Here is a 26,456-nt window from a genome sequence, read left to right on the forward strand (position 1 = left end):
TGTCTGATAAATTGTTAAAGAGCGATGCAATCAGCGCCTTAAGCTGCTGTTGCGAGGTGGCGTATATTACGCTTTCCTCCTTCAGAGTCAAACACTTTTTTCAGCATTTTTTCTCTGGCGGAAGTTCTTATCGAAGCTTCCTGTCAACACCGCACTTCGTAAACCGTTGTGCCGTCTCGATGGATGCGCATTATAGGGAGTTGTTCGCAGCGCGCAACCGCTAAATTCAACAAAAACAACTGTTCGCTGCATTCCACAGCAAAACCCCGCCTTATACCCACTTACACACAGTGTTATCCACATTCATCCGGACAGATGAATTTAGGCGAGCATCGCGCAAACGTTTTCGCTACAATGCCCGGCGACGTCAAGGATGCCCCTTTTGGGGCGTTACATGAAGCAAGCGCTCTCTTCTATATAGAAAGAGACGCTAAGCTTGATGTAACGCTCTTATTTATGCGAAACAAAGCCAAGGGATAAAACCACCATGCAACAACGTCGTCCAGTACGCCGCGCTCTGCTCAGTGTTTCTGATAAAGCCGGTATCCTCGAATTTGCTCAGGCACTCTCCAGTCGTGGTGTTGAGCTGCTCTCCACAGGTGGTACTGCACGCCTGCTGGCAGATGCGGGCCTGCCCGTCACCGAAGTCTCTGACTATACCGGTTTCCCGGAAATGATGGATGGACGCGTCAAAACGCTGCACCCGAAAGTGCATGGCGGTATTCTGGGCCGTCGCGGCACCGATGATGCGATCATGGCCGAGCACGCGATCAACCCTATCGATATGGTGGTGGTAAACCTTTATCCCTTCGCGCAAACCGTTGCCAAACCCGATTGCTCACTGGCAGACGCGGTAGAGAATATCGATATCGGTGGCCCAACCATGGTGCGCTCCGCTGCGAAGAACCACAAAGATGTGGCGATCGTGGTGAAGAGCAGCGACTACGAGGCCATCATCGCCGAGCTGGACGCCAATGAAAACTCCCTGACGCTGGATACCCGTTTCGATTTGGCAATCAAAGCCTTCGAACACACCGCAGCCTACGACAGCATGATTGCCAACTACTTTGGCAGCCTGGTGCCGGCTTATCATAGCGACAGCAAAGAACCCGCCGGCCGCTTCCCGCGTACGCTGAACCTCAACTTCATCAAGAAGCAGGATATGCGTTACGGCGAGAACAGCCATCAGGACGCTGCCTTCTATATAGAAGAGAATGTGGCAGAAGCTTCTGTTGCGACTGCACAGCAGGTTCAGGGCAAAGCGCTCTCTTACAACAACATCGCCGATACCGATGCCGCGCTTGAGTGTGTGAAAGAATTTGATGAAGCGGCTTGCGTGATCGTTAAGCATGCCAACCCGTGTGGTGTGGCCGTGGGCGGTTCTATTCTTGACGCCTATGAGCGTGCTTACAAAACCGACCCAACTTCTGCCTTTGGCGGCATCATCGCTTTCAACCGCGAATTGGATGAAGCCACTGCCCAGGCGATCATCAGCCGTCAGTTTGTCGAAGTGATCATTGCCCCTTCAGCCAGCGAAGCGGCACTTAAAGTCACCGCAGCAAAACAGAACGTTCGCGTGCTGGTTTGTGGCCAGTGGCAGGGCCGTGTTGCCGCACTGGACTTTAAGCGTGTTAATGGCGGCCTGCTGGTTCAGGATCGCGATCTCGGTATGGTGGATGCCAGTCAGCTGCGTGTCGTGACTCAGCGCCAGCCAAGCGAGCAGGAACTGCGTGATGCGCTGTTCTGCTGGAAAGTGGCCAAGTTCGTGAAGTCCAACGCCATTGTCTACGCACGTGACAATATGACTATCGGCATAGGCGCTGGACAGATGAGCCGCGTTTATTCTGCCAAAATTGCCGGTATTAAAGCAGGCGACGAAGGTTTAGAAGTTAAAGGTTCAGCCATGGCGTCTGATGCTTTCTTCCCATTCCGCGATGGTATCGACGCAGCGGCAGCTGTGGGTATCAGCTGTGTGATTCAACCCGGTGGTTCTATCCGTGATGATGAAGTGATTGCCGCCGCTGATGAGCACGGTATTGCGATGATCTTCACCGACATGCGTCACTTCCGCCATTAATAGTCTGGAGCTTTAATAGATGAAAATTTTAGTGATTGGTAATGGCGGACGTGAACACGCGCTGGCATGGAAAGCAGCACAGTCTCCTTTAGCTGAGACCGTGTTTGTGGCACCGGGTAACGCCGGTACCGCACTGGAGCCCGCGTTGCAAAACGTGGCGATCAGCGCCACTGATGTGCCTGCCCTGCTGGCTTTTGCTCAAAAAGAAAATATCGGCCTGACTATCGTCGGCCCGGAAGCCCCGCTGGTGATGGGTGTGGTTGATGCATTCCGCGCTGCTGGTCTGAAGATTTTTGGCCCAACGCAGGCTGCTGCACAGCTGGAGGGATCAAAAGCCTTCACCAAAGATTTCCTGGCACGCCAGCAGATCCCTACCGCTGAATACCAGAACTTTACGGAAGTTGAGCCAGCGCTGGCTTACCTGCGTGAGAAAGGCGCACCGATCGTGATTAAAGCGGATGGTCTGGCGGCTGGTAAAGGCGTTATTGTCGCGATGGAACTGGCTGAAGCAGAAGCTGCAGTGCAGGACATGCTGGCAGGCAACGCTTTCGGCGATGCAGGCCATCGTATCGTGATTGAAGAGTTCCTCGACGGCGAAGAAGCCAGCTTTATCGTGATGGTGGATGGCGACAACGTGTTACCCATGGCCACCAGCCAGGATCATAAACGTGTAGGCGATGGTGATACCGGCCCGAATACCGGAGGCATGGGCGCTTACTCGCCCGCCCCGGTTGTCACCGATGAGATCCACCAGCGTGTGATGGACCAGATCATCTGGCCAACCGTTAACGGCATGAAAGCGGAAGGCAACACCTATACCGGCTTCCTGTATGCCGGCCTGATGATCGATAAAGCCGGTCAGCCGAAAGTGATCGAGTTCAACTGCCGCTTTGGCGATCCAGAGACACAACCGATCATGCTGCGCCTGCAGTCTGATCTGGTTGAACTGTGCCTGGCCGCAGTGGATGGCAAGCTGGATCAGCAAACTTCGCAGTGGGATCCACGTCCATCGCTGGGTGTCGTGCTGGCAGCTGGCGGCTATCCCGCGGATTACAATACCGGTGATCAAATTCACGGTCTGCCACTGGAAGAAGTGCCGGAAGGTAAAGTATTCCACGCGGGTACCACGATGAAAGATGATGTGGTGGTCACCAACGGTGGACGCGTGCTGTGCGTCACTGCACTGGGCGAAGATGTGGCTGCCGCGCAGAAGAATGCCTATGCGCTGGCGAAACATATTTCCTGGGAAGGCAGCTTCTGCCGTAAAGATATTGGTTACCGCGCAATTAATCGCAAGTAATCATCAAGGGGCGCGCTCAGCGCCCCTTGGTTTTTCCCCACTCAGAAATCACTCTCTTTCGGCTGCCAGCTGCACTCATCCTCTGGCGTCGCCCGCAACAACTGCACGCCTTCAGGTGCCTCCAACCATGACACCATCAACGACTGTGGCTGGTTTTGCTGCTGCTGAGATAGCGTGGCAATGATTCCGTTATCAAAGGGTGCATTCACCACTTTGCCATCACAGTCGCGCACCTGCGTAGCGCCCAGCCAATGCCCCTGCTTCAGCAATACACGTCCACTCAGCAACGCATTACTTTGCTCCAGCATGCGTTGCGCGTCGAAACGATAGAGTTCAACCGTATCACCACTTACCGCTTCACGACGGCCGGCCAGCTGACGCTGCATAAAATTAAGATTGCCCAGATGGTCAAAACGCAACGTCACGTCATCGGGTTGCTCACCCGCCACAATGCGCTCAACGCTGATCAGCTTGTTCTGTTGCCAGTTGTAGTCAGTGGTTTCCATGGCATCGCCATTGAAAGGGGTATAAACAGTGCGAAGATGAACAGCCTGATGGTCACTGTTCTTGCGCCAGATGCGCACAGTGCCACGATCGGCCAGATAGCCGCTTGCCGTAAAGGCAGGGAGATCAGAGGTGGAACTACAGCCCGCGAGCAGCGCACCGAGTAACAGGGCGCAGACGCGCTGAGTAATCGTGTTCAGCATGACAGGCCCCAATAACAAAAAGGGGCGTGTCGCCCCTCTTTTAAAGCTTAAACCGCGATGCGGAAAACTTACTTAACAGCGTCTTTCAGAGCTTTACCAGAGACGAACGCTGGCACGTTAGCTGCCGCGATTTTGATCTCTTTACCAGTCTGTGGGTTGCGACCGGTACGCTCAGCGCGGTGGTTCACTTTAAAAGTACCAAAACCAACCAGTTGTACAGCATCACCTTCTTTCAGAGACTCAGTGATCGCAGCCAGGGTAGATTCCAGCGCAGCTTTAGCCTGGGTTTTTGACAGGTCAGCTTTCTCTGCGATCACATCAATCAGTTGAGTCTTGTTCATAAGTTATCCTTAAAGTGTATTTATCGCTTGCTAAGCAACGAGTGCGAGGGAAAAGCCATATTCTGGCACTCTTCAACCTGCACGCAAAGATAGCCACAATTTTCAGCCCCCCAAATGTAGACCAGACAGGGGGCTGATGTGAAGCCTCCAGGCGCGGTAATTCAGGCCTGAAGTCACGTTTTATCGCCTTATTGCTGAAAAAGTATACCGATGTTACTGATTCCCGCTTCGCGCAGGTCAGAACGTAACCCCTTAATCAGCTCAAGGTCGCGCTCTTCGCAGTCTGCCAGCAGGCGGAAAATCTCCCACTGCAGATCCCATTCATCAATCACCGCCTGATTTTCGCGCAGCTCTTCATCGGTCATTTCACGACCGGCCTGCGTCATTTCCAGAATCGCAACGGTGGTAATCGACGTACGGCTGACTTCGATTGCGTGTTCCAGGGTTTCACCGCTGAGCTGTGCATGCACAACTTCGCTCAGCGCAACACAGGCATCGATTGCTGGGTGGACACCATAAATATCAAAATCATCGCCATTCGGAATCGCTGATTCCAGCTTCTCCAGTTGGCTATCGAAGTTAATTTTGGCGTCTTTGACCGTCAGGCTCTCCCAGACAAGGTCAAGGATGCGACGATAGAGTTGCGGATCGGCGAATTCAGTCTGCTGACAGAAGGCCCAATAATTGGGGAACATCCGCTCGCACAGACAGGCCATAAAGGTCATATGCTGCCAGCTTTCCAGCTTCGCCAGACGCAAATGGACGGGGTTCTGTAACATCAAACTTACTCTCAATAGGTTAGCTGGCGGCAGTGTACCGCAAAAGCCGCGCGCAAACAGCGTTAACGCGCATTTTGCCAACGTAGAAACGCAGGACGGCCAGAAGCAACCGCATCGGCCCAGCGTGTAGGCTCGGGCAAACGATAGCCCGCGGTACATCTCTCCACCCAATTCAGCGCGCTGTCCATACTGACACGATGCCCGGTTGAGACGAACAGAGGGTTGCAGCGCGTTTTGCTGCGCCACACCCAACCAATTTGTTCGCCTTTATCCATCAGTGGCTGGCGGCTTCCCGGTTCAGCATCCAATTCGGTAAAACGCCCGCAGAGCCGTTTTTTCGCCACGCCAATGGTTGGAACATCCACCAGCGAGCCAAAATGCGCAGCCACGCCGAGGCGGCGGGGATGGGCAATACCATGACCATCAACGAATAAAAGATCGGGTTGGTGTGTGAGCTGCTGCCAGGCTGCAAGCAGTGCGGGGACTTCGCGAAACGATAAGAAACCCGGGATGTAAGGCATGGTGGTCGCGATGCGCGCTATACGGTGCTCCACGAGTTGCAATGAGGGATATTCTAATACCACCAGTGCCGCACGCGTGACATCACCTTCCTGTTCAAAACCGACGTCCGCACCAGCGATAAAACGAGGCGGCAGGATGTCAAAATCATCCTGCCGCACCACATTAGCAGCGCGTTGTAACTGTTCAGCCCGCAGCGCGGCCAAATCCATGCTTAGCCCTGATGATAAGGGCGAGACAGGCGATGTACGGCTTCGACGAAAGCACCGGCGTGCTCTGGCGGCACATCCTGATGAATGCCATGACCGAGGTTGAAGACGTGCCCTTCACCCGCGCCAAAGCCTTCAAGGATAGTGGCCACCTCCTGCTCGATACGTGCCGGAGGCGCATACAGCATGGAAGGATCCATGTTGCCCTGCAACGCAACTTTGTCACCCACGCGACGACGTGCATCGGCAATATCGGTGCTCCAGTCCAGACCCAGTGCATCACATCCGGTCGCTGCGATAGCTTCCAGCCACTGACCACCCCCTTTGGTGAACAGCGTAATCGGCACACGGCGACCTTCGTTCTCGTGTAGCACGCTATCGACGATTTTGTGCATATAGTAGAGTGAAAACTCACGGTAATCGCGGCCTGTCAGCACGCCGCCCCAGGTATCGAAGACCATAATCGACTGTGCACCGGCTTTGATCTGGGCGTTCAGGTAATGGATGACACTGTCAGCCAGCTTATCCAGCAGCTTATGCAGGGTTTGCGGCTCGGCATACATCATCTTTTTAATTTTGGTGAACGCTTTGCTGCTGCCGCCTTCAACCATGTAGGTTGCCAACGTCCATGGGCTGCCAGAGAAACCGATCAAAGGCACTTCGCCTTTCAGATTATGGCGAATGGTACGCACCGCATTCATCACATAACCCAGCTCATCTTCTGGATCCGGAATCGGCAGTTTGTCTACATCTGCACGGCAGGTAATAGGATTTGAGAAGCGCGGACCTTCGCCCGTTTCAAAATAGAGCCCCAGCCCCATCGCATCAGGAATCGTCAGGATATCGCTGAAGAGGATCGCAGCATCCAGCGCATAACGACGCAGCGGCTGCAGGGTGACTTCGCACGCCAGCTCCGCATTCTTACACAGCGACATAAAATCACCGGCTTCAGCACGCGTGGCTTTGTACTCCGGCAAATAACGCCCGGCTTGTCGCATCATCCATACAGGGGTGACATCCACCGGCTGACGTAACAGGGCACGCAGATAACGATCGTTCTTCAGTTCACTCATAATGGGCTCTCTCATGCTAAGGCCGCCAGTGTAGCATTTTCACGGCGCGCTGGCGCGACACAGGGCAACGGTATCTTCAATCAACCGTCGTGCCACCGTGCCCGGTGGCGGTAACAAGGGCAGATCGTCATAGCGATACCAGCCGGCATCCAGCAACTCTTTGCCATCATGCTGCAAGTCTCCGCCTTCGTACTCGGCCATAAACGCCATCATTAGCGAATGCGGGAACGGCCAAGGCTGCGAGGTGACATAACGGACATTTTTAACCCGGACGTTGCTCTCTTCCATCACTTCACGCGCGACGGCCTGCTCCAGCGTCTCCCCGACCTCAACAAAGCCAGCTAATACTGTGTAAATGCTGTTGCGATGACGCGCATGGTTGGCCAGCAGAATCTCCTCCCCCCGGCGAATCGCTACGATGATGCACGGTGCGATTTGCGGGTAATAGCGCTCACGGCAATGGTGACACAGGCAGGCAAATTCGCGTTTACTGAGGTGCATTTCGTGGCCGCAGTAGCCACACCAGCGGTGTGAGCGGTAGAATTCGGCGAGTTGAACTCCGCGCCCAACCATCTGGAAAAGCCCAACATCTTCGTCGATAAGCTGGCGAACAGATCCCATATTGTCAGGTCGTGATTCACGTATCAGCCAGACATTCTCCGCCTGCCATTCACCAATCAAAATCGCGGTTTTTCCTGTCAGGCTAAAATCGCCGGATAAGCCATGCGGCAGTTCACCTTGCGGTAGCCAAAGTTTTTGTTCATGGCTGACAATCCACCAGCCAGCGTCTACGCTTGAGATCTCACGTTGCATCTTATTCGTTGTCCTTAGCGTCAAATGGCACGCTGAAATCCTGATGTTAAGTGTGGAATGGATAACTATAACTCACCCGGAGCCCCATATGCTTACCCAGTTAGATGACCTGGCCAGGCGTGTAAGTGGCGATAATGAACTCGTTGATGCGTGGCTGCGCGCGCGCCGACAGTTGCTTGTCAGCTATTACGCATTAATTGGCATCAAGCCACACAAAGAGGCGCTCAGTGCTCTGGATGAACAGGCGCTGGATGCGTTTTGCCACGGCCTGGTTGATTACCTCTCAACCGGTCATTTCAGTATTTATGAACGCATTATCAGTGAGATGGAGGGCGATAGCCCGCTCATTGCGGCCGCCCAACTCTATCCCGCTCTGGAAGCAAATACCGATCGCATGATGCAACTGTATGACAGCCATCTGCAGCAGGCCATCAACGACGATAACTGCGTAGAATTCCAGAAGGCGTTATCCGAAGTGGGTGAAGTACTGGAGTCGCGCTTCACGCTGGAAGATAAGCTGGTGCAACTCGCCTGGGATAACCAGCTGGCACGCCCACCGGTCGCCAACGAAAGCAGCATGGCTCGCCCCGCTTAACCTCGGGCCCATGTAAAAAACTTGTTATTCCGAAAAAGCCCTCTTATGCTGAATGGGCTTTTTTATTGGGACCTATTCACGTTTTTATGCGTCTCTTTAAAGCAATCTAGAGTCAAATTTTGCGATATAAGCGTAGCGTGCGCAGCAAGTCCACGCTCGGACAGTGCGCAGGGGCCGGAGCGTACACGTAGTACGTGACGGACACGAGCACTGCCCAGGCGTGAAATGGCAAGCAAAGTAGCTTATATCGTAAAATTCAACCTTGTCGGAGTGCCCTAAGGGGCTGAGACCGTTTATTCGGGATCCGCGGAACCTGATCAGGTTAGTACCTGCGAAGGGAACAAGAGTAGACATTCACAGAGCGATGCGTGTTGGCGCCCGGCATCGTCCCTGTTACTCCTTCCGAACTCTGGACAAGCAACTTCCCCTTAATTCAGGAAATTTGCTATGTCTGTTGCTAAAACTTCTCGTCGTGAACAACGTGCACAAGCGCAGGAATTTATCGATTCGCTGCAGGGCACGGCTTTCCCCCAATCCAAACGTATCTGGATCACCGGCAGCCGAGCGGATATCCGTGTGCCAATGCGCGAAATCCAGCTCCGCCCAACACACATTGGCGGTACAAAAGAGAATCCGCAGTATGAGCACAACGAGCCGGTGCCGGTATATGACACGGCGGGTGCTTATGGCGATCCCGCGGCCACCATTGATGTGCATCGGGGATTAAGCCGATTACGTGAAAACTGGATCGCCGAACGCGATGACAGTGAGGCTATCCACCAACTGAGTTCGCAATACACCCAGCAACGCTTAGCCGATGAAGGGCTGGATCACCTGCGCTTCGAGCAGTTACCGCAGCCGCGCCGTGCTAAAGCTGGCCGCTGCGTCACGCAACTGCATTACGCACGTCAGGGCATGATTACACCCGAGATGGAATTTATTGCGGTGCGAGAAAACATGGGCCGCGAACGTATTCGTGGTGAAGTGCTACTGCAACAGCACCCGGGCCACAGTTTCGGTGCCAATCTGCCGGAAAATATCACCGCCGAATTTGTGCGCCAGGAAGTTGCCAGCGGTCGCGCTATCATACCCTCCAATATTAATCACCCCGAATCCGAGCCGATGATCATTGGCCGTAACTTTCTGGTGAAGGTGAACGCCAATATAGGCAACTCAGCGGTGAGTTCATCGATTGAAGAGGAAGTGGAGAAACTGGTGTGGTCAACACGCTGGGGCGCGGATACCGTGATGGACCTCTCCACAGGACGCTATATCCATGAAACGCGCGAGTGGATTTTGCGAAACAGCCCGGTGCCGATTGGCACTGTGCCCATTTATCAGGCACTGGAGAAAGTGAACGGCGTGGCGGAGGATCTTAACTGGGAGATCTTCCGCGATACTCTGCTCGAACAAGCAGAACAGGGGGTGGATTACTTCACTATTCACGCCGGTGTGCTGCTGCGCTATGTGCCGATGACGGCTAAACGTCTGACCGGTATTGTCTCGCGTGGTGGTTCGATCATGGCGAAGTGGTGCCTGTCACATCATCAGGAAAGCTTCCTCTATCTGCACTTCCGTGAAATCTGCGAGATCTGCGCGGCTTATGATGTCGCGCTGTCACTCGGCGATGGTCTGCGCCCAGGATCGATTCAGGACGCCAACGATGAAGCCCAGTTTGCCGAATTGCACACGCTAGGTGAGCTGACAAAAATTGCCTGGGAATACGATGTGCAGGTGATGATTGAAGGTCCAGGCCATGTGCCCATGCAGATGATCCGCCGCAACATGACCGAACAGTTAGAGCACTGTCACGAAGCGCCGTTTTACACGCTTGGCCCACTGACCACCGATATCGCCCCTGGGTACGATCACTTTACCTCCGGCATTGGTGCCGCGATGATTGGTTGGTTTGGCTGCGCCATGCTGTGTTACGTCACACCGAAAGAGCACCTCGGTTTGCCCAATAAAGAAGATGTGAAGCAGGGGCTGATTACCTACAAGATCGCCGCGCATGCTGCCGATCTGGCCAAAGGCCATCCCGGCGCACAGATCCGCGATAACGCCATGTCGAAAGCACGTTTTGAATTCCGCTGGGAGGATCAGTTCAATCTGGCGCTCGATCCGCATACGGCACGCGCTTATCACGATGAGACATTGCCACAGGAATCGGGCAAAGTGGCTCACTTCTGCTCAATGTGCGGTCCAAAATTCTGTTCGATGAAAATTACCCAGGAAGTGCGCGAATATGCTGCTCGCCAGCAGGCAGAAGCCCATCCAATTGAAATTGGCATGCCGCAGATGTCGGATGCCTTCCGCAGTCGTGGTGGCGAGCTTTATCACGCCGCCGATGCCCTTAAAGAGGAAAAAGTATGACCGATGCCTTTCCAGCCACGGCCCCGAAACTGGGGCTGTACCCTGTTGTTGATAGCGTAGAGTGGATTGCACGCTTACTGGAGGCTGGCGTTCGCACCATCCAGTTGCGCATCAAAGATTGCCAGGATCATGAAGTTGAAGACGCAGTGCGCGAGGCAATTGCGCTGGGCAAGCAGTACCGTGCACGCCTGTTTATCAACGATTACTGGCGATTGGCAATTAAATACAACGCCTATGGCGTGCATCTTGGTCAGGAAGATTTAGACGTGGCCAATCTGGACGCTATCCGCCAGGCAGGTTTGCGTCTGGGGTTATCGACTCATGATGATGCCGAGTTGGACCGCGCGCTGGCGCTGCGTCCTTCCTACATTGCACTGGGACACATTTACCCTACGCAAACCAAAGATATGCCTTCAGAACCGCAGGGCGTCATGGAACTGAAACGCCACATGGCACGGTTGCAGGATATACCGACTGTGGCGATTGGCGGTATATCCCTTGCGCGCGTACCTGAAGTTTTGGCCACTGGCGTAGGAAGCGTTGCCGTGGTGAGCGCCATTACCCAGGCGGAAGACTGGCGCCAGGCGACACAGGAGCTGCTGGCACTGGTTGATGCTGGAACCCAGCCCGCAGAAGCGCTGTAACGTTCTGCAATCAGGGTAAATTGGCTGGAATCTCACGCGCAGTCCGCTTCCTACGGGCTAGCGTGTTTTTCCGGTCAGGATAAAGTGTGCCTGCCCGCTGTCGCTGGCAGTGGGCCAGGGCTGGTCTACCCCTCTCTCCAGCCCTGCCTTTCCACTTTAATCCGTCAGGGATGAAGCGGGTTCCGTTTCTATATGACAGGCGTGCATGGCCTGCTCCACCGCAGCGCCAAGTTGGGCGATGGCCTGTTCAGTATGCTCATTAATGGGCAAACCATAATTCAGACGTAAGCAGTTGCGATATTTTCCCGAGGCAGAAAACAGCGATCCGACTGCAACCTGAATGTTCAACGTGCTCAGTTCGGTGTTAAGCCGAACGGCATCAAACGCTTCTGGTAGCTCGATCCACATCAGGAAACTGCCCTGCGGACGTGAAACACAGATACCGCAGGGGAAGTAGTGACGCACCCAGCAACTAAAGGTCTCGTAGTTGCGCTGATAAACCTGACGCATCCGGCGTAGATGTGGCCCGTAGTGGCCAAGACGAATAAATTCGGCCACTGCATGTTGCGGCTGTGTGGCCGTTGAGCCGGTGCCGATATATTTCATATGCAAAACGCGGTCGCGATAACGCCCTGGCGCCACCCAACCCACTCGTAACCCGGGTGCCAGCGTTTTAGAAAATGAGCTACACAGCAACACCCGGCCATCCATGTCCAGAGATTTAATGGTGATGGGTCGTGGGTACTCCCATGCCAGTTCGCCATAGACATCGTCTTCGATGATTGCTGCATCAAAACGCTGAGCCAGTGCCAGCAGCGCACGCTTGCGCGCTTCAGGCATGATAAATCCCAGCGGATTATTGCAGTTTGGCACCACCACCACCGCTTTAATGGGCCACTGCTCGAATGCCAGCTCCAGGGCTTCGAGGCTAATGCCCGTCACCGAATCGGTAGGGATTTCAATGGCACGGATACCAAGCCCACGCAGGGTCTGCATCGTGCCATGGAAAGTCGGAGATTCAACGGCGATGATATCACCCGGCTCACACACCGCGCGGATCGACACGGACAGCGCTTCATGGCAGCCCGTGGTGATCACAATATCCTCTGCGGTGAGCTGACAACCGCTATCGATAGTTAAGCGTGCGACCTGCTCACGCAAGGCCGCAACGCCTAACAGACTGTCATAATTGAGCTGGTCAAGATCCTGCTTCTGCGCCATTCGGCTCTGAATTTTCCATAATGGCTTTAAGGTCGGCTGGGTAAGGTCGGGCATGCCGCTACCTAATTGCAGCACGTTACCGCTGTTGCGGCTGCTTAATAACTCCAGCACCGATTCCCACTGGGTGATCTCGACAGGGCGTTGTACCGGGCGGGTTAACGCAGGAACAGGAGGTGTGGCTTTGCGCGTCGCAACGAAATAGCCAGAGCGCGGCTGCGGCACAATAAGCTGTTTCTCTTCCAGCAGGTGATACGCCTGCTGCACGGTGCTGATGCTCACACCATGTTCAATACTCAGCGTACGCACCGAGGGTAAGCGTTCACCGCTACGATAGAGTCCCTGCTCAATCCTGTCTGAGAGCAAGCAAGCCAGATGTTGGTAACGCGTCATCGTATGATTCCCCTCGAGTTCACTAAATCTAAATCAGTACAGATCATCCCTTTTTTTACCATTCAGATCCTATCGTGCGCAATCTGTATGTTAATAATAAGTGATTTTTGAATCTGTATTGAAATGCACAAGAACTGGACAATACCTCACAGACAACTGATGAGGGCATTCATAATGGAATTCGATCAAAACCGCGCAGCAAAACCATTTGATGTAACACTACTGGACATGGTTCGCGGTGCAGGGCGCGCCATCAAGAGATGGCGCGCGCGCCGTGAGACTCGCAAAATTCTGTCTCACTTAAGCGATGCACAACTACGCGACATTGGCCTGACCCGCCACGATATCTGCCGTAAGGGCTGATTAAAGACGAAAAAAAACCCTGCCGAAGCAGGGTTTTTTATGGGTCAGCTATCGCAGACGATTATTCGTTGTCGCTACCGCCAAGACCGGCGTTCAGCAGTTCTGCCAGGCTTGCAGAGGCTTCATCCGCAGTAACCTGCGGTGCAACCGGTGCTTCACCTACAGAACGGCGACGCATACGATCCTGATGGTAAGCATAACCGGTACCGGCCGGGATCAGACGACCCACGATCACGTTCTCTTTCAGGCCGCGCAGTTCATCGCGCTTGCCTGCTACTGCTGCTTCGGTCAGGACACGTGTGGTCTCCTGGAACGATGCTGCAGAGATGAACGATTCGGTTGCCAGAGAAGCTTTGGTGATACCCAGCAGATCGCGCATAAAGGTTGCGCCAATTTTGCCGTTCGCTTCGAGGTCGCGGTTCGCGATCTTGATGCGAGAGTATTCAGCCTGCTCACCTTCCAGGAACTCGGTGCTGCCCGCGCTGGCGATGGTTGCTTTACGCAGCATCTGACGCACGATGACTTCGATGTGTTTATCGTTAATCTTAACGCCTTGCAGACGGTAAACTTCCTGCACTTCGTTAGTGATGTAACGTGTAACCGCATGGACGCCACGCAGACGCAGGATGTCGTGTGGAGACTCTGGGCCGTCAGAAACAACGTCACCACGTTCTACACGCTCACCTTCGAATACGTTCAGCTGACGCCATTTCGGAATCATCTCTTCGTACGGATCGCTACCATCAACTGGCGTAATCACCAGACGACGCTTGCCTTTGGTCTCTTTACCGAACGAGATAATACCGCTGATCTCGGCCAGGATAGCTGGCTCTTTCGGACGACGCGCTTCGAACAAGTCAGCAACGCGTGGCAGACCACCGGTGATGTCCTTGGTACCGCCAGATTCCTGCGGAACACGCGACAGCGTGTCACCGGCACTGATCTTAACGCCATCTTCCAGCTGAACAATTGCTTTGCCCGGCAGGAAGTACTGTGCTGGCATGTCGGTACCCGGAATCAGCACATCATTTCCGTTGGCATCAACAATTTTCAACGCAGGACGCAGATCTTTACCACCCGCAGTACGCTCTGCAGAGTCCAGAACCACCAGCGATGACAGACCAGTCAGGTCATCAGTCTGACGAGTAATCGTCTGACCATCGATCATGTCAGTGAAGCGAATGAAACCGCCCACTTCCGTGATAACTGGCATGGTATGCGGATCCCAGTTTGCTACGGTTTCGCCCGCGGCAACCTGCTCGCCATCACCTTTGGCCATCATTGCGCCGTAAGGGACTTTATAGCTCTCTTTGGTACGACCGAACTCGTCGATCATTTTCAGCTCAACGTTACGAGAGACGATAACCAGCTTCCCGGAGGAGTTGGTTACTGACTTCGCGTTGGTCAGCTTGATAGTACCTTTGTTCTTCACCTGGATGCTGGATTCAGCAGCCGCACGAGATGCCGCACCACCGATGTGGAACGTACGCATCGTCAGCTGTGTACCCGGCTCACCGATGGACTGTGCTGCGATAACGCCGATGGCCTCACCTTTGTTGATGATGTGACCACGTGCCAGGTCGCGACCGTAGCAGTGTGCACACACACCAAAGTCGGTTTCACAACCAACAACAGAACGCACTTTAATGGCATCGACCGAATTCTCTTCGATCACATCACACCAGTGCTCATCGATCAGCGTATTACGCGGGATCAGGATGTCTGCAGTACCTGGCTTCAGCACGTCTTCTGCGGTCACACGACCCAGTACACGCTCACGCAGTGGTTCTTTAACGTCGCCACCTTCGATAACCGGAGTCATCATGATGCCTTCGAAAGTACCACAGTCGTCTTCGGTCACCACCAAGTCCTGCGCAACGTCTACCAGACGACGCGTCAGATAACCGGAGTTAGCGGTTTTCAGTGCGGTATCCGCAAGACCTTTACGCGCACCGTGCGTCGAGATGAAGTACTGGAGTACGTTCAGCCCTTCACGGAAGTTCGCGGTGATTGGCGTTTCGATGATTGAGCCATCTGGCTTAGCCATCAGACCACGCATACCGGCCAGCTGACGAATCTGAGCTGCAGAACCACGCGCACCGGAGTCGGCCATCATGTAGATGCTGTTGAACGAGACTTGCTGCTCTTCTTCGCCGTGACGGTTGATCACGGTTTCGGTTTGCAGGTTGTCCATCATCGCCTTGGAAACGCGTTCGTTCGCTGCGGCCCAGATATCGATGACTTTGTTGTAACGTTCGCCAGCAGTCACCAGACCAGACTGGAACTGTTCCTGAATCTCAGCAACTTCCGCTTCTGCTTCTGCCACGATTTCCGCTTTCTTAGCCGGGATCACCATGTCGTCGATACCTACAGAGGCACCTGAACGGGCTGCGTAAGCAAAGCCGGTGTACATGGTCTGGTCAGCGAAGATAACGGTCGGCTTCAGGCCCAGGATGCGGTAACAGGTGTTCAGCATCTTAGAGATAGCTTTCTTACCCAGCGCCTGGTTGACGATGGAGTAAGGCAGACCTTTCGGCACAATCATCCACAGAATCGCACGACCAATGGTGGTGTCGATTAAGCTGGTTTTCGCGACGAACTCTTCTTGTTCGTTTTTGCTGTACTCGGTGATACGCACTTTAACGCGAGCATGCAACTCGGCCAGGCCAGCGCGATAAACACGCTCAGCTTCTTTCGGGCCAGTCAGCACCATGCCTTCGCCGCGCGCATTCACTTTGTCACGGGTCATGTAGTACAGACCCAGTACAACGTCCTGAGAAGGAACGATGATTGGCTCGCCGTTCGCAGGTGACAGGATGTTGTTGGTAGACATCATCAGCGCACGCGCTTCCAGCTGAGCTTCCAGCGTCAGCGGTACGTGAACTGCCATCTGGTCACCATCGAAGTCGGCGTTATATGCCGCACAAACCAGCGGGTGCAGCTGGATCGCTTTACCTTCGATCAGAACAGGTTCGAATGCCTGAATACCCAAACGGTGCAGGGTTGGTGCACGGTTCAGCAGTACTGGGTGTTCGCGGATCACTTCGTCCAGGATATCCCAAACGACAGCTTCTTCACGCTCAACCATCTTCTTAGCAGCTTTGATGGTGGTCGCGAGGCCACGCAGTTCCAGCTTGCCGTAGATGAACGGTTTGAACAGCTCCAGTGCCATTTTCTTCGGCAGACCGCACTGATGCAGACGCAGGTATGGACCTACGGTGATAACAGAACGACCGGAGTAGTCAACACGTTTACCCAACAGGTTCTGACGGAAACGACCCTGCTTACCTTTGATCATGTCGGCCAAAGATTTCAGAGGACGTTTGTTAGAGCCAGTGATGGCACGACCGCGACGGCCGTTATCCAGCAAGGCATCTACCGCTTCCTGCAGCATACGCTTTTCGTTACGTACGATGATATCTGGCGCAGCCAGATCCAGCAGACGCTTCAGACGGTTGTTACGGTTGATAACGCGACGGTACAGATCGTTCAGATCCGACGTAGCGAAACGACCACCATCCAGCGGTACCAGCGGACGCAGATCTGGCGGCAGAACCGGCAGAACGGTCAGGATCATCCACTCTGGCTTGTTGCCAGACTGAACGAACGCTTCCAGCAGCTTGATACGCTTGGTCAGCTTTTTACGTTTGGTCTCGGAGTTGGTTTCGTTCAGCTCTTCACGCAGCTGCTCGCACTCTTGCTCCAGATCCATATTTTTCAGCAGCGCCTGGATAGCTTCCGCACCCATCTTCGCGTCGAATTCGTCACCGAACTCTTCCAGCGCATCAAGGTACTGCTCTTCAGTCAGAATCTGACGTTTTTCCAGGTTGGTCATACCGCCTTCGATCACAACATATGATTCGAAGTACAGTACGCGCTCGATATCACGCAGTGGCATATCCAGCAGTAAGCCGATACGCGAAGGCAGTGATTTCAGGAACCAAATGTGCGCAGTCGGAGAAGCCAGTTCAATGTGGCCCATGCGCTCACGACGGACTTTGGTCTGTGTAACTTCAACGCCACACTTCTCACAGATCACGCCACGATGTTTTAAACGCTTGTACTTACCGCACAGGCATTCGTAATCTTTTACCGGCCCAAAGATACGGGCGCAGAAAAGACCGTCACGCTCCGGCTTGAAGGTACGGTAGTTAATGGTTTCTGGCTTTTTAACTTCACCAAAAGACCATGAACGGATCATATCTGGCGAGGCCAGAGCGATCTTGATCGCATCAAACTCTTCGGTCTTAGTTTGCGCTTTCAGAAACTTAAGTAAGTCTTTCACGGATTAGCTCCCGTCGGAGTGGAACTCTCAGGGACGCACACCTTAAGTGCACGTCCCGTAACCAGTACTTGCGAGTACTTACTCGTCTTCCAGCTCGATGTTGATACCCAGCGAGCGAATCTCTTTCAACAGTACGTTGAAGGATTCCGGCATGCCTGGTTCCATCTGATGGTTGCCATCGACGATGTTTTTATACATCTTCGTACGGCCATTCACGTCATCAGACTTAACAGTCAGCATTTCCTGCAGGGTATACGCAGCACCGTATGCTTCCAGTGCCCACACTTCCATCTCACCGAAGCGCTGACCACCGAACTGCGCCTTACCACCCAGCGGCTGCTGAGTAACGAGGCTGTAAGAGCCGGTAGAACGTGCGTGCATCTTGTCGTCAACCAGGTGGTTCAGTTTCAGCATGTACATGTAACCTACGGTTACCTGACGCTCGAACTGCTCACCGGTACGGCCGTCGAACAGGGTGATCTGGCCAGAAGAAGGCAGGCCGCCGAGCTGCAGCAGCTCTTTGATCTCGCTCTCTTTCGCACCATCGAACACTGGCGTTGCGATTGGCATACCTTTTTTCAGGTTCTCAGCCAGACGCAGAACTTCATCGTCAGTGAAGGTGTTCAGATCAACTTTCTGACGCACATCAGTGCCCAGATCGTAAGCACGCTGGATGAACTCACGCAGTTTGGCAACTTCTTCCTGCTTCTTGAGCATCGCGTTGATCTTCTCACCGATGCCTTTCGCTGCCATCCCCAGGTGGGTTTCCAGAATCTGACCGATGTTCATACGTGACGGTACGCCCAGCGGGTTCAGTACGATGTCGACCGGCGTACCGTTCTCATCGTAAGGCATATCTTCGATCGGGTTGATCTTAGAGATAACACCTTTGTTACCGTGACGACCTGCCATCTTGTCACCAGGCTGGATCTGACGTTTAACCGCCAGGTACACTTTCACGATTTTCAGCACGCCTGGTGCCAGGTCATCGCCCTGAGTGATTTTGCGACGCTTAGCTTCGAGTTTCTTCTCAAACTCGTGCTTCAGCTCGTCATACTGCTCAGCCAGCTGCTCGAGAGAGTTTTGCTTCTCTTCGTCAGTCAGGCCCAGTTCCAACCAGCGCTCACGTGGCAGTTTGTCCAGCTTCTCAGCTTCAACACCACCCGAGATCAGGACAGCCTGAATACGGCTGAACAAGCCCGCTTCGAGGATTTGCAGTTCTTCAGACAGGTCTTTCTTCGCCTGCTTCAGCTGCATCTCTTCGATTTCCAGTGCACGTTTGTCTTTTTCTACGCCATCGCGAGTAAAGACCTGAACGTCGATAACCGTACCGGAAACACCGTTAGGAACACGAAGAGAAGAGTCTTTAACGTCAGACGCTTTCTCACCGAAGATAGCACGCAGCAGTTTCTCTTCTGGCGTCAGCTGGGTTTCGCCTTTCGGCGTCACTTTACCGACCAGAATGTCACCACCGGTCACTTCCGCACCGATATACACGATACCGGATTCATCCAGTTTGGAGAGCGCAGCTTCACCCACGTTCGGGATGTCAGCGGTGATCTCTTCTGGCCCCAGCTTGGTGTCACGAGACACACACGCCAGTTCCTGGATGTGGATAGTGGTGAAACGGTCTTCCTGGACAACACGCTCAGAAACGAGGATGGAGTCTTCGAAGTTGTAACCGTTCCATGGCATGAATGCCACGCGCATGTTCTGACCCAGCGCCAGTTCACCGAGATCGGTAGACGGGCCATCTGCCAGCACGTCGCCACGCTCGATTGGCTCACCCAGGGACACACATGGCATCTGGTTGATGCAGGTGTTCTGGTTAGAACGGGTGTACTTGGTCAGGTTGTAGATGTCGATACCCGCTTCGCCCGGATACATCTCATCTTCGTTAACTTTGATAACGATACGAGAAGCATCAACGTACTGAACGGAACCGCCACGTTTCGCTACGGCAGTTACACCGGAGTCAACCGCTACTGCGCGTTCCATACCGGTACCGACCAGCGGCTTATCAGCGCGCAGGGTTGGTACTGCCTGACGTTGCATGTTCGCACCCATCAAGGCGCGGTTAGCATCATCGTGCTCCAGGAATGGAATCAGTGACGCACCGACTGAAACGACCTGTTGGGTCGAAACGTCCATGTAGTCAACTTGATCACGGCTGAACAGGCTTGATTCACCTTTGCTACGGCAAGTGACGAGATCGTCAACAAAGCTACCGTCTTCAGCAAGGTTGGTGTTCGCCTGAGCGATAACGTAGTTACCCTCTTCGATTGCAGAGAGGTAATGAATTTCATCACTCACTTTGCCATCTACCACGCGACGGTACGGAGTCTCAAGGAAGCCGTATTCGTTAGTCTGCGCGTAAACAGAAAGGGAGTTGATCAGACCGATGTTCGGACCTTCAGGCGTTTCGATTGGGCACACACGACCGTAGTGGGTTGGGTGTACGTCACGCACTTCGAAGCCTGCACGCTCACGCGTCAGACCACCTGGGCCCAGAGCAGAGATACGACGCTTATGCGTGATCTCAGACAACGGGTTGTTCTGATCCATAAACTGGGACAGCTGGCTGGAACCGAAGAACTCTTTCACCGCCGCCGAGATTGGCTTGGCGTTGATCATGTCCTGAGGCATCAGGGTATCGAGATCGCCCAGAGACAGACGCTCTTTAACAGCACGCTCAACACGCACCAGACCCACACGGAACTGGTTCTCAGCCATCTCACCGACTGAACGGATACGACGGTTGCCGAGGTGGTCGATATCATCGACTTCGCCAATACCGTTACGGATGCCGATCAGTTTCTTCATCACTTCAATGATGTCGTCTTTGCTCAGGATACCTGAACCTTCGATTTCATCACGCAGCAGTGAACGGTTGAACTTCATACGGCCAACTGCAGACAGATCGTAACGATCTTCTGAGAAGAACAGGTTCTCGAACAGGTTCTCTGCAGCTTCGCGCGTTGGCGGCTCACCAGGACGCATCATACGGTAGATCTCAACCAGGGCGCTCAGGCGATCGTTGGTTGGGTCAACACGCAGGGTCTCTGAAATGTATGGGCCGTGATCCAAGTCGTTGGTGAACAGCGTTTCAATGCGCTTGTGGCCTGACTGGCTCAGTTTAGCCAGCAGATCCAGTGACAGTTCCATGTTCGCAGGAACAATCAGCTCGCCGGTGTTCAGGTCAACGTAATCTTTAGCGACGACTTTGCCAGCAATGTATTCAACTGGGACTTCAATGTGTTGAATACCGTCTTTTTCCAGCTGACGAATATGACGCGCAGTGATGCGACGACCTTTCTCAACGTAGACCGTGCCATTGGCTTCGATATCGAAGCTGGCGGTTTCACCACGCAGGCGCTCAGGCACCAGTTCCATCTGCAGTTTGTTATCGCGGATTTCATACACGACTTTGTCAAAGAACAGATCAAGGATTTGTTCAGTGGTGTAGTGCAGTGCGCGCAGAATGATACTGGCCGGCAGCTTACGGCGACGGTCAATACGGACAAACAGGTTGTCTTTCGGGTCAAACTCGAAGTCGAGCCATGAACCGCGGTAAGGGATGATACGTGCGTTATAAAGCACTTTACCGGAAGAGTGCGTTTTACCCTTATCGCTGTCAAAGAACACGCCAGGACTACGATGCAGCTGAGAAACGATAACACGCTCAGTACCATTGATAACAAAGGTACCGTTGTCGGTCATGAGTGGAATTTCACCCATGTACACTTCTTGTTCTTTGATGTCTTTTACGGTGCCTTCCGGCGCTTCACGCTCGTAGATCACCAGACGCAGTTTCACGCGCAGCGGTGCCGAATAGGTCACACCACGGATCTGACATTCAGTTACGTCAAAGACCGGCTCACCCAAACGGTAGCTGACATACTGCAACTCAGAGTTGCCGCTGTAGCTTGAGATTGGGAATACGGAGCGGAAGGCTGCTTCCAGACCGTATTGGCCTTCTGGATCTTGCTCGATAAACTTCTGGAACGAGTCAAGCTGGATAGAAAGGAGATAAGGTATGTCCAGTACTTGTGGACGTTTACCAAAATCCTTACGAATACGTTTTTTCTCGGTATAGGAGTAAACCATAGGGTTCCTCAGCTAGCTGACATGTCGAACCACGCTGTCCGTCCTGAAGGGACAGTTCATGCAACACTATTTTGTTTTTCATGCGATGCGTAACACCCCATGCAATACATCTTTCTATCACTCTTAAATCATTTCATCGCCGTTGTGCAGGCAGGGAACCCTCACAGGAAAGCGATATATTAAGTCGTCGATAGAAAAAGATATTGAAGAGAAACAATGGACAAACAGTGTGAAACGCCATCATTCCCCTGAAGCGCAAAAAAGCTGGTGACCCAAAAGTCACCAGCCATCAGCCTAATGTTACTCAGGCTGCAACCCGAAGGTTGTCTTACTTAACTTCAACTTCAGCGCCAGCTTCTTTCAGCAGTGCTTCCAGAGCAGCTGCGTCATCTTTGCTGATGCCTTCTTTGATAACACCGGTAGCTTCAACCAGGTCTTTAGCTTCTTTCAGGCCCAGACCAGTTGCAGTACGAACTGCTTTGATTACGGCAACTTTGTTAGCGCCAGCAGCTTTCAGAATTACGTCGAATTCAGTTTTCTCTTCAGCAGCTTCAGCTGGGCCAGCAGCAACAGCTACAGCAGCAGCAGCAGAAACGCCGAATTTTTCTTCCATAGCAGAAACCAGCTCAACTACTTCCATTACGGACATAGCTGCTACTGCTTCCAGAATTTGATCTTTGGTGATAGACATATCGATTGTTCCTAAAAAACAGAAAAAGTTTATACGTTAGCAAGTACGAAGGAAAAGAAGATGGGCTTAAGCCGCTTCTTTTGCATCGCGTACAGCAGCCAGAGTGCGAACCAGTTTGCCAGCAGCGGCTTCTTTCATGGTCGACATCAGACGTGCCAGTGCTTCTTCGTAAGTCGGCAGAGTTGCCAGACGGTCAATATTGGCCGCCGTGATCAGCTCACCTTCAAAGGCTGCAGCTTTGACCTCAAATTTTGCATTCGCTTTCGCGAACTCTTTGAACAGACGAGCAGCAGCGCCCGGGTGTTCCATAGAGTATGCAATAAGGGTCGGACCAACAAACGTGTCTTTCAGGATCTCAAACTGAGTTCCTTCAACGACGCGGCGCAGCAAGGTGTTGCGAACAACACGCATGTAAACGCCAGCTTCACGACCTGCTTTACGCAGTTCGGTCATTTTATCAACGGTAACGCCACGGGAATCCGCAACAACCGCTGAAAGCGCGCCTTTGGCTACTTCGCTAACTTCAGCAACAATCGCTTGTTTGCCTTGAAGATTTAATGCCATTAGCTTTTGCTCCTGGATTTGACCGGGAAAGATTTCCCGGAACTCACTTCACTCAGCTACCCGAAGGCACTGAGCGCTATTACACGGTGAGCAGAATCCAGCGAAGAAAAAATTCTTTTTGGTTCTGTCACCGTCTACGCAGGGTATTAAGCAAGTTATCCGAAGATAATCCCGCTCCTGCGGTCTTGGACGGAGGCCAGGATAAGGCCTGGCTCCAACCTAAGCCACTGAACATAAGAGCTTTTAGGCTTATACATTCAGCAACTTTGAATCTGGGTTCTGAATTGAATGCTCAATCAGAACAACGGGCGTAAGATTCTAGATGAATTTTTCGCCCGTTTCAAGCAGCAATTAGTTTGCTGCTGCGCTCAGACCAGCCTGGTCGACGGCAACGCCGGCGCCCATGGTGGTAGAGATGCTAACTTTCTTGATGTACACGCCTTTAGCCTGTGAAGGTTTCGCTTTTTTCAGCGCAACCAGCAGAGATTCCAGGTTTTCTTTCAGTTTGTCAGCGTCGAAGTCCACTTTACCAATGGTAGTGTGGATGATGCCGTTTTTGTCGTTACGATAACGAACCTGACCAGCTTTAGCGTTTTTCACTGCTTCAGCAACGTTAGGAGTTACAGTACCAACTTTCGGGTTTGGCATCAGGCCGCGTGGACCCAGAACCTGGCCCAACTGGCCAACAACGCGCATTGCATCTGGAGATGCAATAACAACGTCAAAGTTCATTTCGCCTTTTTTGATCTGGTCAGCCAGATCTTCCATACCTACCAGCTCAGCGCCAGCTGCTTTAGCAGCTTCTGCGTTTGCGCCTTGGGTAAATACAGCAACACGTACTGAACGACCAGTACCGTGTGGCAGAACAGTCGCGCCGCGAACGTTCTGATCTGATTTACGTGCATCGATGCCGAGGTTAACAGCAACGTCAACGCTCTCAACGAACTTAGCAGTTGCCAGTTCTTTCAGCAGAGCAATAGCTTCAGCGATGTCGTACTGCTTGGTCGCATCAACTTTGTCACGGATTACGCTCATGCGCTTGGTCAGCTTAGCCATTTCTTAATCCTCTACTACCAGGCCCATGGAACGTGCAGTACCTTCGATAGAGCGAGTCATCGCTTCTACGTCAGCACCAGTCATGTCCGCAGCTTTAGTTTCTGCGATTTCACGTACCTGAGCACGAGAAACTTTACCGACTTTGTCTTTGTTCGGCTTACCAGAACCAGACTTGATGCCCGCTGCTTTTTTCAGCAGTACGGCAGCCGGAGGGGTCTTGGTAACGAAGGTGAAAGAACGGTCGCTGTATACAGTGATAACAACTGGAGTAGGCAGGCCTTTCTCCAGAGATTCTGTTTTGGCGTTGAACGCTTTACAGAATTCCATGATGTTAACACCCTGCTGACCCAGTGCTGGACCAACAGGTGGACTTGGGTTCGCCATACCAGCTGCAACTTGCAGCTTGACGTAGGCTTGTACTTTCTTAGCCATGATAATTCCTCAAATGGGTTATAGCGCCTGAAAACAGGCTCCCCGTGATTACGATTTACGCGCTATTGCTAGCGCATAAAAACAAAAGGCGCGAAATTATAGGTAAATTTCGCGCCTTCCGCAAGAGCTAAAAAGTGAACAAAAGGGTTAACCTTTCTCCACCTGAGCAAAGTCGAGTTCGACTGGTGTTGCACGGCCAAAGATGGACACAGAGACCTTCAGGCGGCTCTTTTCGTAATCCACTTCTTCGACCACACCGTTGAAGTCGGCAAATGGACCGTCGTTGACGCGTACCATCTCGCCTGGCTCGAACAGCGTTTTTGGACGCGGCTTATCACCCACCTGCTGCAGGCGGTTCATAATCGCATCGACTTCTTTATCACTAATCGGCGCAGGACGGTCAGAAGTACCGCCAATGAAGCCCATGACACGTGGTACGCTACGCACTAAGTGCCAGCTGGCGTCATTCATCACCATCTGCACCAGCACATAGCCAGGGAAGAACTTACGTTCGCTTTTACGGCGCTGGCCACCACGGATTTCAACGACTTCTTCAGTCGGCACCATGACTTCGCCAAACAGTTCTTCCATGTTGTGCAGTTTGATATGCTCTTGCAGCGACTTCGCTACGCGGGCTTCAAAACCGGAAAACGCCTGAACGACGTACCAGCGTTTTTTTGGAGCTTCAGACATCTCAGAACCTCAGGCCAGTGATAAACGATACCAGACGGACCAGAATTCCATCCAGCCCCCACAAAATCAGTGACATCACGGCAGTGACCGCGGCAACGATTAACGTGGTGTGCAATGTTTCCTGGCGAGTCGGCCAAATGACCTTACGCATTTCAGTTCTTGCTTCACGAGCAAAAGCCACGGTCGCTTTGCCTTTAATAGTCAGCAACGCAATGCCGCCCGCCGCAGCGATCAGTACTACGACAGCCAGCGCGCGCAGAGGCAGCGTAATGTCGCGATAGAGATAGTTGCCAACGATGGCGACTAACAGCAACGCGATGACAGCAACCCACTTTATCGCTTCCAGGCCGCGCCCGCTCCCTTGAGCTTCGGTATTCGCACTCATAAACCAACCTGCCACAATAATTCAGAAACAATTCTGCCCCGCAGAGCGAGGCATCCAAACCGAATGAGCTTTTGGGCGTAACTCGGTATCCGACGCCGTAAACCAGAGCCTGTCTCAGCAATGATTATGATCGAAAATCACTGATGAGCCAGGTTCTATGTAACAGCGTGCAAAAAGGGCATCAAATGATGCCCTTTCCATATGCATTGCGTCAAATGTTATCGCAATTAAGCGATAATTTCAGCAACAACACCCGCACCAACAGTACGGCCGCCTTCACGGATTGCGAAACGCAGGCCCTGATCCATAGCGATTGGCTTGATCAAGGTAACGGTCATTTTTACGTTATCGCCTGGCATTACCATCTCAACGCCTTCTGGCAGTTGAACGTCACCGGTCACGTCAGTAGTACGGAAGTAGAACTGAGGACGGTAGCCTTTGAAGAACGGAGTATGACGGCCGCCTTCATCTTTAGACAGTACGTAAACTTCTGAAGTGAACTGGGTATGTGGCTTGATGGTGCCCGGCTTAGCCAGAACCTGACCACGCTCGATATCTTCACGCTTGATACCACGCAGCAGAACACCACAGTTCTCGCCTGCCTGACCCTGGTCCAGCAGTTTGCGGAACATTTCAACGCCGGTACAGGTAGACTTAACGGTGTCTTTCAGACCAACAACTTCAACTTCGTCGCCTACTTTCACGATACCGCGCTCAACACGACCGGTAACAACAGTACCACGGCCAGAGATTGAGAATACGTCTTCGATTGGCAGCAGGAACGGCAGGTCGATTGCACGTACTGGCTCTGGGATGTAGTTATCCAGGTGACCAGCCAG

23 protein-coding genes and 1 riboswitch are annotated in these 26,456 nt (G+C 53.0%); of the genes, 7 read left to right on the top strand and 16 right to left on the bottom strand.

The features are described from left to right. The 3 genes from VI01_RS25770 to purD form a co-directional block, all read left to right on the top strand. Nucleotides 1–224 (top strand): hypothetical protein (locus VI01_RS25770; protein WP_231638562.1); only part of this gene is annotated, 224 nt, incomplete at its 5' end. Between the two features lie 263 nt (nucleotides 225–487). Beyond that, nucleotides 488–2,077, top strand: coding sequence for a bifunctional phosphoribosylaminoimidazolecarboxamide formyltransferase/IMP cyclohydrolase (gene purH / locus VI01_RS19295; protein ID WP_045816321.1), 1,590 nt, complete (start codon nucleotides 488–490; stop codon nucleotides 2,075–2,077). A gap of 19 nt (nucleotides 2,078–2,096) precedes the next feature. After that, on the top strand, nucleotides 2,097–3,377 hold the full coding sequence (purD, locus tag VI01_RS19300) for a phosphoribosylamine--glycine ligase (RefSeq protein WP_045816322.1): 1,281 nt from the start codon (nucleotides 2,097–2,099) through the stop codon (nucleotides 3,375–3,377). Between the two features lie 41 nt (nucleotides 3,378–3,418). Here the strand turns inward: purD and VI01_RS19305 are convergent, their stop codons facing one another. The 6 genes from VI01_RS19305 to nudC all read right to left on the bottom strand — a co-directional run bounded on the left by VI01_RS19305 (nucleotide 3,419) and on the right by nudC (nucleotide 7,818). Beyond that, nucleotides 3,419–4,084 (bottom strand): DUF1481 domain-containing protein, encoded by a 666-nt coding sequence (locus VI01_RS19305; protein ID WP_045816323.1) that lies wholly within the window; start codon nucleotides 4,082–4,084, stop codon nucleotides 3,419–3,421. A 68-nt stretch (nucleotides 4,085–4,152) separates the two neighbouring features. Next, entirely contained in the window at nucleotides 4,153–4,425 is a 273-nt protein-coding gene (gene hupA, locus VI01_RS19310; protein WP_006121511.1) for a nucleoid-associated protein HU-alpha, read from the bottom strand. A gap of 188 nt (nucleotides 4,426–4,613) precedes the next feature. Next, nucleotides 4,614–5,204 (bottom strand): YjaG family protein, encoded by a 591-nt coding sequence (locus VI01_RS19315; RefSeq protein WP_034828920.1) that lies wholly within the window; start codon nucleotides 5,202–5,204, stop codon nucleotides 4,614–4,616. Nucleotides 5,205–5,266: 62 nt separating this feature from the next. Further along, nucleotides 5,267–5,935 carry a deoxyribonuclease V gene (gene nfi / locus VI01_RS19320; protein ID WP_045816324.1) on the bottom strand — a complete coding sequence of 223 codons (669 nt, stop codon included), beginning with the start codon at nucleotides 5,933–5,935 and terminating at the stop codon, nucleotides 5,267–5,269. A 2-nt stretch (nucleotides 5,936–5,937) separates the two neighbouring features. Next, complete coding sequence (gene hemE / locus VI01_RS19325; RefSeq protein ID WP_034828917.1) at nucleotides 5,938–7,005, bottom strand: uroporphyrinogen decarboxylase; 1,068 nt, start codon at nucleotides 7,003–7,005, stop codon at nucleotides 5,938–5,940. Between the two features lie 39 nt (nucleotides 7,006–7,044). After that, nucleotides 7,045–7,818: an NAD(+) diphosphatase gene (nudC, locus tag VI01_RS19330; protein WP_045816325.1), complete on the bottom strand. Its 774-nt coding sequence runs from the start codon at nucleotides 7,816–7,818 to the stop codon at nucleotides 7,045–7,047. 88 nt (nucleotides 7,819–7,906) lie between these two features. Between nudC and VI01_RS19335 the strand changes: the two genes are divergently transcribed. The 3 genes from VI01_RS19335 (at nucleotide 7,907) to thiE (ending at nucleotide 11,430) form a co-directional block, all read left to right on the top strand. After that, nucleotides 7,907–8,413 (top strand): Rsd/AlgQ family anti-sigma factor, encoded by a 507-nt coding sequence (locus VI01_RS19335; protein ID WP_038643743.1) that lies wholly within the window; start codon nucleotides 7,907–7,909, stop codon nucleotides 8,411–8,413. A 256-nt stretch (nucleotides 8,414–8,669) separates the two neighbouring features. Next, a riboswitch (TPP riboswitch) is annotated at nucleotides 8,670–8,770 on the top strand. 90 nt (nucleotides 8,771–8,860) lie between these two features. Further along, nucleotides 8,861–10,786 carry a phosphomethylpyrimidine synthase ThiC gene (gene thiC, locus VI01_RS19340; protein WP_045816326.1) on the top strand — a complete coding sequence of 642 codons (1,926 nt, stop codon included), beginning with the start codon at nucleotides 8,861–8,863 and terminating at the stop codon, nucleotides 10,784–10,786. Continuing rightward, nucleotides 10,783–11,430, top strand: a complete 648-nt coding sequence (gene thiE / locus VI01_RS19345) for a thiamine phosphate synthase (protein ID WP_045816327.1) — start codon at nucleotides 10,783–10,785, stop codon at nucleotides 11,428–11,430. Before thiC ends, thiE begins: the two co-directional genes overlap by 4 nt. 156 nt (nucleotides 11,431–11,586) lie before the next feature. On the opposite strand, the gene VI01_RS19350 is transcribed toward thiE, so the two are convergent. Beyond that, nucleotides 11,587–13,041 carry a PLP-dependent aminotransferase family protein gene (locus VI01_RS19350; protein ID WP_045816328.1) on the bottom strand — a complete coding sequence of 485 codons (1,455 nt, stop codon included), beginning with the start codon at nucleotides 13,039–13,041 and terminating at the stop codon, nucleotides 11,587–11,589. A 174-nt stretch (nucleotides 13,042–13,215) separates the two neighbouring features. Between VI01_RS19350 and VI01_RS19355 the strand changes: the two genes are divergently transcribed. Next, nucleotides 13,216–13,404: a DUF1127 domain-containing protein gene (locus tag VI01_RS19355; protein ID WP_038643751.1), complete on the top strand. Its 189-nt coding sequence runs from the start codon at nucleotides 13,216–13,218 to the stop codon at nucleotides 13,402–13,404. Nucleotides 13,405–13,465: 61 nt separating this feature from the next. Here VI01_RS19355 and rpoC read toward each other — a convergent pair whose 3' ends face one another. The 9 genes from rpoC to VI01_RS19400 all read right to left on the bottom strand — a co-directional run. Further along, nucleotides 13,466–17,689: a DNA-directed RNA polymerase subunit beta' gene (gene rpoC, locus VI01_RS19360; RefSeq protein WP_045816329.1), complete on the bottom strand. Its 4,224-nt coding sequence runs from the start codon at nucleotides 17,687–17,689 to the stop codon at nucleotides 13,466–13,468. Nucleotides 17,690–17,767: 78 nt separating this feature from the next. Then, on the bottom strand, nucleotides 17,768–21,796 hold the full coding sequence (gene rpoB, locus VI01_RS19365; protein ID WP_034828907.1) for a DNA-directed RNA polymerase subunit beta: 4,029 nt from the start codon (nucleotides 21,794–21,796) through the stop codon (nucleotides 17,768–17,770). Between the two features lie 328 nt (nucleotides 21,797–22,124). After that, nucleotides 22,125–22,487, bottom strand: coding sequence for a 50S ribosomal protein L7/L12 (gene rplL / locus VI01_RS19370; RefSeq protein WP_034828906.1), 363 nt, complete (start codon nucleotides 22,485–22,487; stop codon nucleotides 22,125–22,127). 66 nt (nucleotides 22,488–22,553) lie between these two features. Beyond that, on the bottom strand, nucleotides 22,554–23,051 hold the full coding sequence (gene rplJ, locus VI01_RS19375; protein WP_045816330.1) for a 50S ribosomal protein L10: 498 nt from the start codon (nucleotides 23,049–23,051) through the stop codon (nucleotides 22,554–22,556). Between the two features lie 351 nt (nucleotides 23,052–23,402). Next, nucleotides 23,403–24,107 (bottom strand): 50S ribosomal protein L1, encoded by a 705-nt coding sequence (gene rplA, locus VI01_RS19380; protein WP_034828901.1) that lies wholly within the window; start codon nucleotides 24,105–24,107, stop codon nucleotides 23,403–23,405. 3 nt (nucleotides 24,108–24,110) lie between these two features. Beyond that, nucleotides 24,111–24,539, bottom strand: coding sequence for a 50S ribosomal protein L11 (rplK, locus tag VI01_RS19385; RefSeq protein ID WP_034828899.1), 429 nt, complete (start codon nucleotides 24,537–24,539; stop codon nucleotides 24,111–24,113). A gap of 147 nt (nucleotides 24,540–24,686) precedes the next feature. Then, entirely contained in the window at nucleotides 24,687–25,232 is a 546-nt protein-coding gene (gene nusG, locus VI01_RS19390) for a transcription termination/antitermination protein NusG (RefSeq protein ID WP_010616908.1), read from the bottom strand. 1 nt (nucleotide 25,233) lies between these two features. Then, nucleotides 25,234–25,617 (bottom strand): preprotein translocase subunit SecE, encoded by a 384-nt coding sequence (gene secE, locus VI01_RS19395; protein WP_039381824.1) that lies wholly within the window; start codon nucleotides 25,615–25,617, stop codon nucleotides 25,234–25,236. A gap of 227 nt (nucleotides 25,618–25,844) precedes the next feature. Then, nucleotides 25,845–26,456: EF-Tu/IF-2/RF-3 family GTPase (locus tag VI01_RS19400; RefSeq protein ID WP_045816331.1), on the bottom strand; the 612-nt coding region annotated here is incomplete at its 5' end.

This window comes from Pantoea sp. SM3 (genome assembly GCF_000963995.1).
GTDB lineage: Bacteria > Pseudomonadota > Gammaproteobacteria > Enterobacterales > Enterobacteriaceae > Pantoea > Pantoea rwandensis_B.

What these genes read in the sequence shown, in the direction of transcription:
- VI01_RS19350 (WP_045816328.1), bottom strand. Translation starts at nt 13,041, where the DNA reads ATGACGCGTTACCAACATCTGGCTTGCTTGCTCTCAGACAGGATTGAG.
- nudC (WP_045816325.1), bottom strand. Translation starts at nt 7,818, where the DNA reads ATGCAACGTGAGATCTCAAGCGTAGACGCTGGCTGGTGGATTGTCAGC.
- rplL (WP_034828906.1), bottom strand. Translation starts at nt 22,487, where the DNA reads ATGTCTATCACCAAAGATCAAATTCTGGAAGCAGTAGCAGCTATGTCC.
- thiE (WP_045816327.1), top strand. Translation starts at nt 10,783, where the DNA reads ATGACCGATGCCTTTCCAGCCACGGCCCCGAAACTGGGGCTGTACCCT.
- rpoB (WP_034828907.1), bottom strand. Translation starts at nt 21,796, where the DNA reads ATGGTTTACTCCTATACCGAGAAAAAACGTATTCGTAAGGATTTTGGT.
- thiC (WP_045816326.1), top strand. Translation starts at nt 8,861, where the DNA reads ATGTCTGTTGCTAAAACTTCTCGTCGTGAACAACGTGCACAAGCGCAG.
- rplJ (WP_045816330.1), bottom strand. Translation starts at nt 23,051, where the DNA reads ATGGCATTAAATCTTCAAGGCAAACAAGCGATTGTTGCTGAAGTTAGC.
- hemE (WP_034828917.1), bottom strand. Translation starts at nt 7,005, where the DNA reads ATGAGTGAACTGAAGAACGATCGTTATCTGCGTGCCCTGTTACGTCAG.
- secE (WP_039381824.1), bottom strand. Translation starts at nt 25,617, where the DNA reads ATGAGTGCGAATACCGAAGCTCAAGGGAGCGGGCGCGGCCTGGAAGCG.
- rplK (WP_034828899.1), bottom strand. Translation starts at nt 24,539, where the DNA reads ATGGCTAAGAAAGTACAAGCCTACGTCAAGCTGCAAGTTGCAGCTGGT.
- VI01_RS19315 (WP_034828920.1), bottom strand. Translation starts at nt 5,204, where the DNA reads ATGTTACAGAACCCCGTCCATTTGCGTCTGGCGAAGCTGGAAAGCTGG.
- hupA (WP_006121511.1), bottom strand. Translation starts at nt 4,425, where the DNA reads ATGAACAAGACTCAACTGATTGATGTGATCGCAGAGAAAGCTGACCTG.
- VI01_RS19335 (WP_038643743.1), top strand. Translation starts at nt 7,907, where the DNA reads ATGCTTACCCAGTTAGATGACCTGGCCAGGCGTGTAAGTGGCGATAAT.
- purH (WP_045816321.1), top strand. Translation starts at nt 488, where the DNA reads ATGCAACAACGTCGTCCAGTACGCCGCGCTCTGCTCAGTGTTTCTGAT.
- nfi (WP_045816324.1), bottom strand. Translation starts at nt 5,935, where the DNA reads ATGGATTTGGCCGCGCTGCGGGCTGAACAGTTACAACGCGCTGCTAAT.
- purD (WP_045816322.1), top strand. Translation starts at nt 2,097, where the DNA reads ATGAAAATTTTAGTGATTGGTAATGGCGGACGTGAACACGCGCTGGCA.
- VI01_RS19305 (WP_045816323.1), bottom strand. Translation starts at nt 4,084, where the DNA reads ATGCTGAACACGATTACTCAGCGCGTCTGCGCCCTGTTACTCGGTGCG.
- nusG (WP_010616908.1), bottom strand. Translation starts at nt 25,232, where the DNA reads ATGTCTGAAGCTCCAAAAAAACGCTGGTACGTCGTTCAGGCGTTTTCC.
- rplA (WP_034828901.1), bottom strand. Translation starts at nt 24,107, where the DNA reads ATGGCTAAGCTGACCAAGCGCATGAGCGTAATCCGTGACAAAGTTGAT.
- VI01_RS19355 (WP_038643751.1), top strand. Translation starts at nt 13,216, where the DNA reads ATGGAATTCGATCAAAACCGCGCAGCAAAACCATTTGATGTAACACTA.